The sequence below is a fragment of the Bacillus sp. MZGC1 genome, assembly GCF_002998605.1.
Lineage (GTDB): Bacteria > Bacillota > Bacilli > Bacillales > Bacillaceae > Bacillus.
In genome coordinates, this window is record NZ_PVRE01000006.1 from 85,580 (window position 1) to 99,255 (window position 13,676).

12 protein-coding genes and 1 pseudogene are annotated in these 13,676 nt (G+C 41.1%); 2 read left to right on the top strand and 11 right to left on the bottom strand.

Going from position 1 to position 13,676, the window contains the following annotated elements:
* Positions 1-13: 13 nt before the first annotated feature.
* From C6Y06_RS16985 to C6Y06_RS17000, 4 genes are all read right to left on the bottom strand, one after another.
* Positions 14-280, bottom strand: coding sequence for a PTS sugar transporter subunit IIB (locus tag C6Y06_RS16985; protein WP_034660831.1), 267 nt, complete (start codon positions 278-280; stop codon positions 14-16).
* Positions 281-295: 15 nt separating this feature from the next.
* On the bottom strand, positions 296-2,368 hold the full coding sequence (locus C6Y06_RS16990; RefSeq protein WP_223251478.1) for a BglG family transcription antiterminator: 2,073 nt from the start codon (positions 2,366-2,368) through the stop codon (positions 296-298).
* Positions 2,369-2,797: 429 nt separating this feature from the next.
* Entirely contained in the window at positions 2,798-3,859 is a 1,062-nt protein-coding gene (locus tag C6Y06_RS16995; RefSeq protein WP_223249853.1) for a dimethylarginine dimethylaminohydrolase family protein, read from the bottom strand.
* Between the two features lie 303 nt (positions 3,860-4,162).
* Positions 4,163-4,633 carry a MarR family winged helix-turn-helix transcriptional regulator gene (locus C6Y06_RS17000; RefSeq protein ID WP_034660833.1) on the bottom strand — a complete coding sequence of 157 codons (471 nt, stop codon included), beginning with the start codon at positions 4,631-4,633 and terminating at the stop codon, positions 4,163-4,165.
* Between the two features lie 119 nt (positions 4,634-4,752).
* Here C6Y06_RS17000 and C6Y06_RS17005 point away from each other — a divergent pair.
* Positions 4,753-6,271: pseudogene (locus tag C6Y06_RS17005) on the top strand (MDR family MFS transporter); the annotation flags it as partial.
* Positions 6,272-6,314: 43 nt separating this feature from the next.
* On the opposite strand, the gene C6Y06_RS17010 reads toward C6Y06_RS17005, so the two are convergent.
* From C6Y06_RS17010 to C6Y06_RS17030, 5 genes are all read right to left on the bottom strand, one after another.
* Complete coding sequence (locus C6Y06_RS17010; RefSeq protein ID WP_034660835.1) at positions 6,315-7,184, bottom strand: class II fructose-bisphosphate aldolase; 870 nt, start codon at positions 7,182-7,184, stop codon at positions 6,315-6,317.
* 2 nt (positions 7,185-7,186) lie between these two features.
* Positions 7,187-7,645, bottom strand: coding sequence for a PTS sugar transporter subunit IIA (locus C6Y06_RS17015; RefSeq protein WP_106037277.1), 459 nt, complete (start codon positions 7,643-7,645; stop codon positions 7,187-7,189).
* Positions 7,646-7,660: 15 nt separating this feature from the next.
* Entirely contained in the window at positions 7,661-9,076 is a 1,416-nt protein-coding gene (locus C6Y06_RS17020) for a PTS fructose transporter subunit IIC (protein ID WP_066030822.1), read from the bottom strand.
* 13 nt (positions 9,077-9,089) lie between these two features.
* The gene (pfkB, locus tag C6Y06_RS17025; protein ID WP_106037278.1) at positions 9,090-10,004 is read right to left on the bottom strand and encodes a 1-phosphofructokinase; all 915 of its coding nucleotides are present in this window, start codon (positions 10,002-10,004) and stop codon (positions 9,090-9,092) included.
* Positions 10,005-10,134: 130 nt separating this feature from the next.
* On the bottom strand, positions 10,135-10,911 hold the full coding sequence (locus tag C6Y06_RS17030; protein ID WP_066030821.1) for a MurR/RpiR family transcriptional regulator: 777 nt from the start codon (positions 10,909-10,911) through the stop codon (positions 10,135-10,137).
* Positions 10,912-11,070: 159 nt separating this feature from the next.
* Between C6Y06_RS17030 and C6Y06_RS17035 the strand changes: the two genes are divergently transcribed.
* Positions 11,071-12,477, top strand: a complete 1,407-nt coding sequence (locus C6Y06_RS17035; protein ID WP_060596476.1) for a phospholipase D-like domain-containing protein — start codon at positions 11,071-11,073, stop codon at positions 12,475-12,477.
* A gap of 10 nt (positions 12,478-12,487) precedes the next feature.
* On the opposite strand, the gene C6Y06_RS17040 is transcribed toward C6Y06_RS17035, so the two are convergent.
* Complete coding sequence (locus C6Y06_RS17040; protein ID WP_106037279.1) at positions 12,488-12,973, bottom strand: DMT family transporter; 486 nt, start codon at positions 12,971-12,973, stop codon at positions 12,488-12,490.
* Positions 12,974-12,994: 21 nt separating this feature from the next.
* Positions 12,995-13,675, bottom strand: a complete 681-nt coding sequence (locus C6Y06_RS17045) for a Crp/Fnr family transcriptional regulator (RefSeq protein WP_060596478.1) — start codon at positions 13,673-13,675, stop codon at positions 12,995-12,997.
* Position 13,676: the final 1 nt, after the last annotated feature.

Consider the following 13,676-nt stretch of genomic DNA (forward strand, 5'->3'; position numbering starts at 1 on the left):
CCTTTTTTGTGGCTTATATGTGTTTACGAAGGACGTCTTTAATGGCTTCCTGGTCTAACAAGTTATTTAATCCAGCGACCTTTCTTGTGCCGTCATCCAGCTGATCGATAATGTCTGTTGCTCCGATATATAGATCGGCCTGTTCATTTTTACTTGTGCTGAGATCGGTATGATCCACTTCAGCTACAAGTCCTAACTCTTCTAATGCTTTTTTGACATTCATTTCTACGATAAAGCTGCTTCCTAATCCGTTTCCGCACACAACAAGAATTTTTTTCATTCTCTTTTTCCTCCTTTATAGTTGTGAAAATTGATCAACTAGTTTTTGCACCGATGCTAATTCCTTTGCTTCAACCAGTTGTTTTCTCCGTTTTTCATCACTTAACAGCATGGTCAGCTGTTTGAGTGCTTTCAAGTGGGTCATACTGTCAATGGCTGCTAGCACAATGATGAGACGAACCTGTTTTTTTCCATCTTTAGAGAAAAAAACGGGCGGTTCAAATGACATGAGTGACATGCTTAATTTGTTCACGCCGTCCTCTGGTCTGGCGTGCGGAATGGCTACTTGTGGTGCAATCACAATATAAGGTCCATTTTGATGCACAGACTGAATCATGGCCTCCACATAACCTCTCTGAATGGCATTTTGATCGAGTAAAGGCTGCGCTGCTTTTGTGATGGCCTCTTGCCAAGTATCTGCTGTTTGCTGGAGATGAATGGTTTTTTCTGTTAATAAATCGTTTAACACTGGTTTCCACCCTTTCTGATGGGATACATATGCGGGATGAAGTAGCTCTTTAAGATCACGAAGCAGTGCTTTTTCATTTTGTACGATGGTATGCTGCTGAATGATGTTGAATAAAGCGTCCACATTTTTCTCATCAAGCCTGATTTCTGCACCTTCTCCATATTGAAGCAAGGTTTTTTTCTCATAGGCAGTGAGGATGGGATGAACGAGGTGAACGGGTTTTCCTTTAAACGAAATAGGTGTTGTTGACACAACAAAGTCAACATCAATGGATGACATTTCTTCATATGAACGCTTTGATAATAGTTCACGTACTTCGATATAACCGATTAATTCGATAAGCTGTGTTTTCAGCATGTGACTTGTGCCAATTCCTTCGCCGCAGACAATGTATACAGAACGCCGCACAATTGGTGAAATCCCTTCTCTTCTCATCCAACCACCAAAATGCATCGCCACATATGCAATTTCATGGTCGCTGATCTTTGAGCAAGTCGCCTTTTCTAAATGGCATACGACCTTTTGAGTGATGTTAAACACCTCTGGCTGTGCTTTTTTAATAGATTCTGTTAATTCATTGTTGATATCAATGTGATAGATGAGTCTGTAATAGGCCGGGATGAGATGCATGGTCAAGTTTTGCTCCAAGGCTTCGTACTCTTGAAAGGAAATACAAGCATACCGCTGAAAATCAAAAATCATTTGTCTGGCAATGGTGCGAATGAGATGCTCTTCTGGCTTTTTACTTGATGGAAGCTTTTGTTTCTTGGCGCTGAGCCATAGAGTGCTAAGAAAATAGATTTCATCATCATGAACTTGAAGACCTGTTTCCCTTTGAATTTGTGCCATGAAACGAATAGCCGCCAAGCATTCATCTGTTTCCTGCAATGTACGCTTTTCTTCGTTTGAAAGGTGTACAGCACGTCCTAGCTTCATCCGCTTGAAGTAGAAAAAGAGATCCAAAGACAGCTGATCCAGCATGTCATCTGCAAACTCGAGCTTAAGCTCTTGTTCTGACTTCTCGAGGAGATGCTTTAACCGCTTATATGAAATGGGCCCCTTTAACCAAAAAGATGGAAACGCTTTTTCGTTTTTTATCATTGTGCGAATGGAATGAATATAAGGTTTCAGCGCCAATCGAATCGCTCTTTCTTCTCCTGAAATCAAATAGCCGCAGGCTGTCTGATAGTGAAGCGTGAGCTGCTGCTTTGAAAGTGCTTCTTTTAGCTGTTTCATATCTTCAAGCAATGTATTCCGGCTCACTTTGATCATCTTCATAAAATCATCAATTCTTAGGCGTTTCTCACTGCATGCAATGGATAAGAGCAGGATGGCTCTTCTTTCCTTTACGCATGGTTCATAATCATGGCCAACGAGAATGGTGTTCGCTTTTTGAATAATGACTTCTTTTTCATGTGGGTGTAAGTAGTAGCCAAGTTGATCTTTTCGCTGAATACCACTCAGCTGCTGAGTTTCCAGCCAGCTATTCATGCGTTTGATTTCAGAGTAGACGGTTCGAGTAGAGACATTCAGTCGATTCTGTAAATCTTCAATTGATAAATAAGATGTCGTGTGAATCAGCATTGATAGTAAAGTCGTGCCCCTTTTGGTTAAATACAGTTGGAATTCCTCCCTTCTTTCCTTTGGTTATAAGTTTAATCAACTCACATGCATCAAAGAAGCCCAAATGTCTTCAGCAAATGCAGTGCAGCTTTTGGGTGCTATTTTGCTATAAGAAAAAGCACACCCGCATGAGTGTGCTTTAGACTTGTATACAAAGAATCATTTGTCTTCTTTTACGTGATAGAAATTTTTTTGAATGCCTTTTTTTGATTTTTTACAATTCTTTTGGCATTCTTGATTCACACATATGTACTGGGCTTCATTGCCGATAAAGAAAGCGGACACCAATCAAGGCACTTAAGTGCCTAATGATCAGCGTCTGCAGGTTCTTCTTTCTGGACAAAATAATCGTTTTTTGCTAGTCTCTATTATACGATGATCCACATAGAAAAAAGATGCTCTTAATCAGGATGCTTTTCTGTTTTTTTATTTACGAAGTAATGGCTGAGTCGTGCATCGGAAAGCGCCACCATAGCTTCTTGTTATTTTAAAATCAACATATTCCACCTTGATATTTCTTTTTTCTAATTCTTTTCCAATTGTATTTTGATATGCTATATCCGTTACATATACTTTTTCATTAATCGGTAACCCATTAATAGCTAAATTTTGCGCTTCTTTGTAGCTTACTTTTATTTTATCCCAATCTCTTAATTCATCTGGAACTCCGTTTGGTAGTGAGTCTTCATTCACAATCATCAGACCATCTCGCACAAAACTAATGGCACAATCAAGATGAAGAGTATTTTTCTCGAGTTTCACTTCAACTACTTTATAACCATCTGGTGTTAAATAATTACGGAGCCAATCGATTCCTTCTTTATTAGATGCTTGACCAGAGTTCCCAACAAAAATTGTTTTCCCGTACACAAGAATATCTCCACCCTCTAGAAATGGACCAGTCTTAGAATTTATGCCTTTTGAAACATCCGGCTGTGGAACAGCAACATATGGATTTTTGTTCGCTCTTACCTCTTTTAAAAGGATATGTCTTGCTGGGAAAACTTCTAGTCTGCGGTAGCTTGAAAAGAACGATCCTTCGATTATGTGATTTCCTATTGTAAAGAATGGATCTCTAACAAAGAAATTCGTAGCCCCTGCTCCACCAGTTATACCATTTTCAGCTAAACCTAATTTCTTTTCATTCTCTGTTAAAAGGCGTGGCATTTGGGTGTCTACATCGTATTTCTGAAGTACTTTTTTAAACTCTTCACGTTCTTTTTCCATTTTGATTTGAATATCTTTCATATCTTCCATCATGTTTGAGCCGCTATCTCCCTCGGGAAAATAAACTTCAGACTGAGACAAAACGACACGTTTTAATGGAGCAAATTCACTTTCTACATACACATTTCCTTTATTTTTTTCGTTTTCAGCTGAGACTTTTTCTGCTTTCACACTATCTGAGCTTTTTGACTGCGAGCAGCCTGTTACAATAACGGTCAATACCGCAGCAAAGCCAACTAAATTAATAAATTTTCTTTTCATTCCAATTAACCCTCCATTTTATTTATTTTGTGGTTAATAAAAATAGTAACTATTAAATCTTAAATATTTATTAACTTTTAGGCTTTTTTTATTTTTAAAGTGGAAAGATTACATGTTGCTTGCTTTTTCAGATTATAACAATCCTTTTTCATCTCTAAACCTTTGAATCTATTAAAAATAGTAAAAAGGGCTAGTTCAGCGAATTCATCTTCTGTATATCAGATCCAAAGGAATCTAAAATTCTTCATCCGATGCAGGTTAATTTTTTCATTAGAAAAAGCACACCTCCAACAGTGCGCTTTCTTACGATTTAGACTTAAACAATCGCAGCTCTTGCTCCATAATATCTGCTGCTTCGTTAATAAATTGAATGATTAAGTCTAATTCTTCTCGTTTGTATTCGTTTGTGAGCTGTTTAGTTGATGCCGATAAAGATTGAAAGAGTTCTTTTACTTGTGATTTCCCAGCCGTTAATGGAACGATGATGACTCTTCGCTTGTCTTTTGGGTCCTTTTCTCTTTTGACGTAGCCAGCTTTTTCAAGACGGTCAATAAGAGCTGTGACCGCACCTGAGCTAAGACCTGTTTTTTCACTTAATTCCCCTGCTGTGAGGGGGCCGAGTTCGTTTAATAAATCGGCTGATTTGAGATCTGTTGGGAAAAGGCCGAGCGATTGCGCGGCCGCTTGATGGAATAAAACCGTTCGTGTCGCGAGGCGCCTCAGTGTATGTATGATCAGGTCTGCTCTGTCTTCTGCGTCGTTCTTTATTGACAACTTGTTCTCCTCCCTTTAAAATCAATTTATCTTGATCATCAAGATAAATGTTCTCTTCCTTTATATTTAAGTTGATCATAGCAAAAATAAGAAGAGAACGTAAGCAGGAGGTAAATGAAATGAATCATGTGGATAAAGGCAAGGCATCCACTCGCTTTGTTGTCATCGGTTTGCTGTTAGGGATTTTTATGGCAGCGATGGACAATACCATTGTTGCAACAGCGATGGGAAGCATCGTAGCAGATTTGGGCAGTTTTGATAAATTTGCTTGGGTGACGGCTTCTTATATGGTGGCAGTAATGGCCGGAATGCCGATTTACGGAAAGCTTTCTGATATGTATGGTCGAAAGCGTTTTTTTCTGTTTGGACTTATTTTCTTTTTAATTGGATCAGCGCTGTGCGGTATTGCACAAACGATGGATCAGCTCATTATTTACCGGGCCATTCAAGGGCTTGGAGGCGGTGCCCTTCTTCCGATCGCGTTTACGATCATCTTTGATATCTTCCCGCCTGAAAAGCGCGGAAAAATGTCCGGTATGTTTGGTGCAGTATTTGGTTTATCGAGTGTACTAGGACCACTGTTAGGAGCTATTATTACAGATTCGATCGGCTGGCATTGGGTTTTCTATATTAACGTGCCAATCGGTATTGTTAGTGTGTTCTTGATCGCCAGATACTATCATGAATCGCTAGAACATCGCAAGCAAAAAATTGACTGGTCAGGTGCTATTACACTTGTCGTGGCAGTTGTGAGCTTAATGTTCGCACTTGAGCTTGGCGGTAAATCTTATGCGTGGGATTCGGTGCAAATCCTCACACTTTTTGCCGTGTTTCTTGTGTTTGGTACCATCTTCTTTATTGTTGAGCGTAAAGCGGAGGAACCGATTATTTCATTTTGGATGTTTAAAAATCGTTTATTTGCGACATCTCAAATTTTGGCATTTTTATATGGCGGAACATTTATTATTCTTGCCGTCTTCATTCCTATTTTCGTTCAGGCGGTGTACGGTGAATCTGCGACAAGTGCAGGATTCATTTTAACACCGATGATGATTGGGTCTGTCATTGGCAGTATGATTGGCGGAACGATGCAGACGAAAGTTCCTTTCAGACGTCTTATGACGATCTCTGTTATTTCATTTTTTGCTGGGATGCTGCTTCTTGCCAATATGTCACCAGATACAGCTAGACTTTGGCTCACAATCTTTATGATGATATCAGGCTTTGGTGTCGGCTTCAGCTTCTCCCTTCTGCCGTCAGCTTCAATGAATGATCTTGCCCCTCGTTACCGAGGCAGTGCAAACTCAACCAATTCATTTATGAGATCACTTGGGATGACACTTGGTGTCACGATTTTTGGGACGATTCAAACCAATGTCCTATCGAATCGCTTAGCAGAAGCCTTTAGCGGAATGAAAGGAGCCCCTTCTCAAATAGGCAATCCACAAGCCATATTCCAAGAAGGTGCCCGTTCACAAATTCCGCCTGATATTTTAAATAAAGTCATCGATGCGATGTCACAAAGCATTACGTACGTATTTTTGATTGCGTTATTCCCTATTGCCCTTGCAGCGATTACGGTCCTATTTATGGGAAATGCACGAGTACGCACATCAAATGAAATGAAAGAAAGCGAATAATGTGAAAAAGCAGAGCGTTAGCGGCTCTGCTTTTTTTCGTTTCACTGATATAGAGGATGGGCTTTGCCCTCACTGCCAACGATACGTATTTTCGATGTGACCATGTCTTTTGCTGCTTGCTTTGCTTTTTGTAAATACATACGTGGATCTAAGCTTTCAGGTTCGTTTGAGAAATGATCACGGATGGCTTCAGAGTACGCATTTTTCAATTCAGTAGAGACATTGACCTTTGCCATACCAAGTGCCACACATCGTCTGACGTCTTCATCCGGAACAGCGGAACCACCGTGCAGCACAAGGGGAACATCGACCAGCGCTGCAATTTGTTCAATACGGTCAAAGTCAATATCCGGTACTCCTTTATAAATGCCGTGAGCGGTACCGATCGCAGGCGCTAAAGTAGGTACCCCAGTTTCTTCTACAAATTGACGGCATTCTGATGGAATGGCTTTTTCAGCATCCTTTTCATCGACGACGATATCATCCTCTACACCGCCTACCTTGCCTAATTCTGCTTCGACATTCACCCCTACTTTTAATGCGAGGTCTACGACTTCTTTTGTGCGGCGTACATTTTCTTCATATGAATGCATGGATGCATCAATCATGACGGATGTATATCCTGCCCTGATACAGGTGAGAATCACATCAAAGTCCGTGCAGTGATCGAGGTGCAGACCGATTGGGATTTGATATTGATCAGCCGCCGCTTTGACTGTATCTGCAATCGCTTTTGCTCCAAGTGATTGAACCGTTCCAACCGTTGTTTGCAAAATGACAGGTGATTTTAATTCTGCGGCCGTTTCGAGCACCCAATAAATACTGTCAAAGGAATGTACATTGAATGCAACTATTCCGTATTTTTCTTTTTTCGCAGCCTCAAGCATCGGTGTTGTTGAAAGTAAAGGCATAATCAAACATCCTCTCTCGTTAAAATATCTGTTTCTAAAACAGTAAGCATGTCTTCATTTGTTCTTGTTTCCAGTAGCTTTTGTCGTTTCGCTTCATCCATTAATCCTCGTGAAAGGGCAGAAAGAGCCTTTAGATGAGTGGTGCCCGCTTCATTTTTGGGGATCAGTAAGGATAAGAAGAAAAAGCATGGCTTCCCATCAAAAGCGTCCCATTCAATGCCTGTTTCCGTGCGGACGATCACGAGTGCTGGTTTTGTGATGGCTTCTGTTTGTGTATGTGGAATGGCAAATCCATCTTGAAATCCAGTCGTGCTCAGTGCTTCCCTTTCAGCTAAGCCTTTTTTGACATCCTCTGCTGATGTACAAATACCTGCTTTGTAGGCAATGTCAGCAATGGCTGTGAAAACGCCAGCCTGTGAAGAAGCTGTTTCATGAAGATTCATATAGATATGTTCCATCATTTCTCTTCCTCCCTATTAAACTGCGGGTTTGTCTATTTTTTTACGGTAAAGTCCGTATAGAATGGCACCTACAAGTGATCCGATCAGTATGGATAGTACCCACTGAAATGCACCTGTGACGACTGGAAGGACAAGGAATCCACCATGTGGAGCTGGAACCTGTACGCCAAATAGATACGTCAATATAGCAGAGATGGCTGAGCCAAACATGATAATTGGCAGGACAACGATCGGGTTTTTTGCCGCAAATGGGATGGCACCTTCTGTAATATGTGTCGCCCCTAGAATATAGTTGATTGCCCCTGCATTTCGTTCCTGCGGTGTGAAATGTTTTCTGAAAATCGTTGTGGCAATCGCAATGATAAGTGGTGGCGTGATACATGCTGCGGACACACCTGCCATGAAGTAAAGGTTGCCTTGTGCAAGTAAAGCCGTTCCTGTGACATAGGCTGCTTTGTTAAAAGGACCTCCCATATCAAATCCACACATCGCTCCAACAATTAAACCTAAGAGCAGCGGGTTCGTGGATTGAACAGCTGAGAGAAAATCCATTAATGAATTATTTAGGCCTGTGATCGGAACTAATAGTGGTGTCATCACAGCTCCAATCAAGAAAATACCGATAACAGGATAGATGAAGATTGATTTTAAACCGTCAAGTGATGCAGGTAATTTTTGAAGCAGGAATTGAAGGAATACGATGATATATCCTGCTGCAAAACCTGCGATAATACCACCTAAGAATCCAGCGCCACCGTCGTTTGCAAGCAGGCCGCCGATAAATCCGACAACCATCCCTGGGCGTCTGGCGATTGAATCAGCGATAAATGCTGCTAAAATAGGCACCATTAAGCTAAAGCCGAGTCCACCAATGCTTTTTAAATAGGCAGCAAACGGATGATACGTTTCATGCTGAGGATCAGCTGAGTAAATACCGAATAGAAAAGAAATAGCAATTAAGACTCCGCCTCCAACGACAAATGGAAGCATGTGTGATACACCGTTCATTAAATGTTTGTAGATCGTGTGTATCCATTTATTCGTCGTCTTTTGTTGAGAGGATGAAGGAGCAGATGTTTTCTCCGTCCCAGGAGCCCTTCCTTTCACTTGATGAACGGGTGCATCTCCATTGATAATGCCTTGGATCAGTTCTTCTGGCGTGCGGATGCCTTTCGCTACAGGCACTTCAATCAGTGGTTTGCCGTGAAAACGATCTGTATTCACATCTTTGTCAGCTGCGACAATGACCCCATCGGCCTCCAGAATGTCTTGATCGGTTAAAGCGTTTTCAATTCCTACTTGACCATGCGTTTCGACTTTGATGTCGACCCCTAATTGCTCAGCAGCTATTTTTAATGCCTCAGCTGCCATAAACGTGTGTGCAATGCCTGTTGGACAGCCAGTTGCAGCGACAATTTTTTTACGGCTCATATCTGATTCCCCCTTATATCTTGTGAATGTGTACTTGCTCAATTAATGAATGAATGTCATGTAAATCACTTAAGCCTTTAGAAAATGCAGTAGATGCGCCCGTTGCAATGCCGTAACGTAAGCATTCTTCAGGTGAATGACCTTCAAGCTGTTTACTAAGAAAGGCTGCGAGCATTGCATCTCCAGAACAAGCTGTGTTTACCACAGTGCCTGTCGGTGCGTTTCCTTTTAAGATGACGTCTTTCGTAATGAACAAAGCCCCTTCTCCTCCGCGGGAAATAAGCACTTGCTCTGCACCCATCTCAATGAGTTTTTCTCCTGATTGAATGAGTTCTTTTTCTGACATAGGATGTATTTTGCCGAAAAAAGCAGCGATTTCTTCTTCATTCGGTTTTAATAAATACGGCTTGTATTGAAGCGTCTCAAGAACTGCTGCGGAGCTTGTGTCTAAAATAAACTTGACGTTGTGCTGATGACAAATAGCTGCTACTTCTGAAAAAATGCTGGCGGGTACGCCCTTTGGCAGGCTGCCTGACATGATAAGGATGTCCCCCTGCGGGATGGCCGCTATTTTTTCACGAAAGGCGTGAAGCGCTTTTGCTTCAATCGCAGGTCCTTGGTTCACGAGCTTGTATTCTTCTGTCGTATTAATAAAAACATTAATACGTGTAATTCCTTCAACCGAGATAAAATCGGTTTGAATGGAAAGGTCCTTTAAGGATTGTTCAATATAAGAGCCTGAAAACCCAGCAATAAATCCTAATGCAGTGCTGGGGAATCCATATTTCTTTAGCATAATGGAGACATTGACTCCTTTGCCATTCGGCTGATAATCTTCATCTTCTGTGCGGTTGACTGCATTTGCCCTCATTTCTTTTAATGCAATATATAGGTCAATAGCAGGATTTAAGGTGCAGGTATAAATCAATTGGTTTCACCTTCTTTCTTTTCTCTAAAGAAAGTATCTCATACGATGGAGTGAAAATGTTTTCAGATTGTGTAAAGGTTTTCATGATAAAAAGCCTTCCAGATCAAAGTCTCGAAGGCTTCTTAAGCGGTTATTTCATTCGGATCACATAGGCATCTAGTAAAATGCGGGCAATGACATGAAGAGACAGGCGCGATCTGACTTCATAATCTGGGAAGAAAGATTGTTCGCCTTTATATCCGACTAGAGTCATATCTGATATTTTGCTTAATGTAGAATCTATTCTTGTCGTGACGGTAATGGTTGTGACTTGCTTCATGCTGAGATTTTGACACGCTTCAACGAGCTCTGCTGTTTCGCCATTTAATGAAACAAAGATCGCAAGTTCATTTTTACCAATATCTCGTGATTTCAGCCGAATGATATTCGGGTCGTCGTGTACTTCGCATGTTTTTCCGATGAGCTGTAATTTGATGGTCATTTCTTTAGCAATCATCTCTGAGAACCCTCTGCCGAAAATATAAATTTTGTCCGCATTATGTATTTTTTGAACGGCATCTTCAATTTGCCCAATACTTTGCAGCTGAATCGTCTTTAAAACCTCTTCTTCATTTTTCCGAATCGCTAGTTTGATGTCTTCATCGATATTTTTTAGCTGATCACTTGCATCGGTCATTTTCTTTTCTTGTTTCAATCGATACTTAAAGGAAGTATAGCCGTTGTAACCAATTTTTTTCATCAATCTGACAATTGTGGCTGTCGACACATTCGCTCTTTCACTTAATGTGACGATGGATAAGGTGGAGATATCCTCTAGATGCTGGTGAATATAATGGAGTAAATAACGTTCTGTTTCACTTAACGTTTGATACACATCGCTTGGAATGTTAAATAGTGGTTCATTCAATTCGATTCCCCCTTACTCATTTCATACTATAATTAAATACCCAATAAAAACAAGGTGATTCTTTTGTCATATATTTTGATGGAAAGCCAAAATGAGTGAAATTTGATTTTTGACATACACTAAGGAAAAGTTGTGTCTGTGTGAAAGGAGCTGATACCTATGCTTCATCTCTTGTTTTTTCTCATCCTTCTCTATGTCGTCTATGTATTTTTGACCGCATTTGTTTTGTTTTATTTACCGATACGAAAAACATGCAAAGAACATTGTATTTATAAAGCCTCTTCTATCTCAGGAGACGATCAGGGGACAAATCAAGTGATGCTTCTTGACGATGGGTTTGAATCTGGTCAGGTTAGAATCCAAATGATTCGTGAGGCAAAGAAGGTGATCCGTCTCAGTTACTATTCCATTCAAAAGGGAAAAACAGCCGAATGGGTACTAGGTGCTTTAATTGAAGCAGCTGATCGAGGTGTGAAAGTCCAGGTGTTGTTAGATGGCATTTGTCACAGTTTGCGCGGGCCGCTGAAGCATTTGCGCTATGCGGTGGCAAATCATCCGAACATGTCGATTCGTTTTTATGAGCCCTTTCGTTTGTTCAAGCCATGGACGTGGCATAATCGGCTTCACGATAAGCTGCTACTAGCAGATGGCCGAGTGGCTGTGATGGGCGGAAGAAATATCGGTGATAAATACTTTGCAGATCAGCCCCCGAAAGACTTTGCTTTTGACCGCGATGTGCTGCTCTATAACGCCAAAAAGGGAAAAGTATTAGATGAAATGGAGCAATATTTCGTTTATCTATGGAATCATGATTTTACGAAAAGAACAAAAGATGTGTTCTCCAAGCCAAAAGCGAAAAAAGGGTTAAAGCTTAGAAAACAGCTGCTCAGATCCTATCAAGAAGCAGTGCGCACAAAAGAACCTTTTGTGATGTCCTCCTTTGATTGGGCAGCAGATGCCACTTCAGTGAAACAGATTGCCTTTTTCACAAATCCTGTGGAACGCTTCAATAAGCGGCCGCTTGTGCTGAAAAAACTGAACGATCTTGCGCACCGGGCAAAGCGTTCTGTGCTTATACAAACGCCTTATGTCATCCCAACACGCCCAATGAAAGCCGGACTCACCCCCTTAGGTAGTGAGATTCAAACGACAATGGTCACGAATTCTCTTACAGCGACACCAAATCCGTTAGCCTTTGCTGGATATTTAAGCACGAAAAAGGAACTGATGAAAACAGGCGTTCATTTGTATGAATATGAAGGCCCCTATTCCATTCATGGGAAATCAATGGTGATTGATGATTACTTGAGTATTATTGGGACATATAACTTAGATGCGAGGTCTAGTTTTTTAAACACAGAGTCGATTTTGGTGATTGACAGTGCCCCGTTTGCGTTATCACTTACACAGGCAATCGAACGAAAAATCGCCTACAGTAATCTCGTTGCTAAAGACCGAACAGCCTATCATGCGAGCGCATATGGGCAGAAAAAAAAGCCTTTGATGAAAAGGCTCCTTTTAAATGGATTATCCGCGATAACGGTATTATGGCGGCGATTGATTTAAAAAAGGGCGGCTACTCTTGTGGCAGCCCTTTTTCTTGCGATGGATCTTTTTCTGCTGACTCCAATTTGGTCAATTTAAACACTAAGATCCCAGCAACAATCACAATGACACCTAATAGTTTTGTAAAAGAAAATGCCACTTTTTCTAACCCAAGCCAGCCAAGCGAATCAAACAAAAGAGCGCAGCCCAGCTGTGACGTGAGGACAATCGAGATGCCATAAGTCGTTCCAAGACGTTTGATACTCTGAACAAGACAAATGACCACTCCTACCCCAATGGCTCCGCTGATCCAGTACCAAGCTTCCATATGTCTTAATTGAAACATGCCAGTTCCCTCTAGTAAGAGACCCATCAGGAGTGAAGCAATAAAGCCCATTCCAAGAACGAGGGTTGTAGTTGACCAAGAGCCTGTATGCTCATTGACCTTACTGTTAAAAATGGTTTGTAAGCTGACGAGTGCGCCAGCAGTGATAGCTAATAGTATTCCTATGATCATATATAAATCCCTTCATTTCTTCTATTCATAAATATTGTGCTCTGCTATTTCTAGGAGCCCTTTCCGGTCACAAATCGTAATCTCTCCTCTACGCCTCTCTATCAGCCCTTTTTCACAGAATTGCTGAATGACCCGGTTAATATGACGATAGCTTGTACCGATTAAGCTTGCCGCATCAGTGAGACGAAGGGCGCTCGCGCTGTCATCATTTGTCACAACAGACAATAAGTAGCTTGCAAGCCTGACCTCCACAGGATATAAAAGGTGGAAACTCAAATCGTTTGATTTTGTATAAAATTTGTTTGTGATGCCTTTTAGCAGAAAGGTTAACACGCGTGGGTCATCCTTCGCATGGCGCATGAGCGCTTGATGAGAAACCCTTAGCATATGTACTTCTGTGACAGCTTCGACTGTATTGACCATATCCGTCTGCTGAACGTATTCAATATCTCCAATCGCTTCAAGGGGATGTTTAAAGCTAAGAATAAAGGTCTTCCCTTCCTTTGTGGTCGTGAAAATCTTTAATTTTCCTTTCACTAACAAGTACAGGTACTCCCTCTTATCCCCTTTTGAACAAACGAGCTCACCCTGCTCATAGCGCCACAAGCTCACGTGTGATATGAGCTTTTGATGAAAGACGTTTTCTAATTGATGTGCCTTCATATATGAGGCAAAAAGAGGTTCATCATAAAGCTCCTCCATC

Coding starts and splice junctions, on each gene's coding strand:
- C6Y06_RS16985 (WP_034660831.1), bottom strand. CDS start 280: ATGAAAAAAATTCTTGTTGTGTGCGGAAACGGATTAGGAAGCAGCTTT.
- C6Y06_RS16995 (WP_223249853.1), bottom strand. CDS start 3,859: ATGAAAAGAAAATTTATTAATTTAGTTGGCTTTGCTGCGGTATTGACC.
- C6Y06_RS17010 (WP_034660835.1), bottom strand. CDS start 7,184: ATGCCTTTACTTTCAACAACACCGATGCTTGAGGCTGCGAAAAAAGAA.
- C6Y06_RS17015 (WP_106037277.1), bottom strand. CDS start 7,645: ATGATGGAACATATCTATATGAATCTTCATGAAACAGCTTCTTCACAG.
- C6Y06_RS17020 (WP_066030822.1), bottom strand. CDS start 9,076: ATGAGCCGTAAAAAAATTGTCGCTGCAACTGGCTGTCCAACAGGCATT.
- C6Y06_RS17035 (WP_060596476.1), top strand. CDS start 11,071: ATGCTTCATCTCTTGTTTTTTCTCATCCTTCTCTATGTCGTCTATGTA.
- C6Y06_RS17040 (WP_106037279.1), bottom strand. CDS start 12,973: ATGATCATAGGAATACTATTAGCTATCACTGCTGGCGCACTCGTCAGC.
- C6Y06_RS17045 (WP_060596478.1), bottom strand. CDS start 13,675: ATGGAGGAGCTTTATGATGAACCTCTTTTTGCCTCATATATGAAGGCA.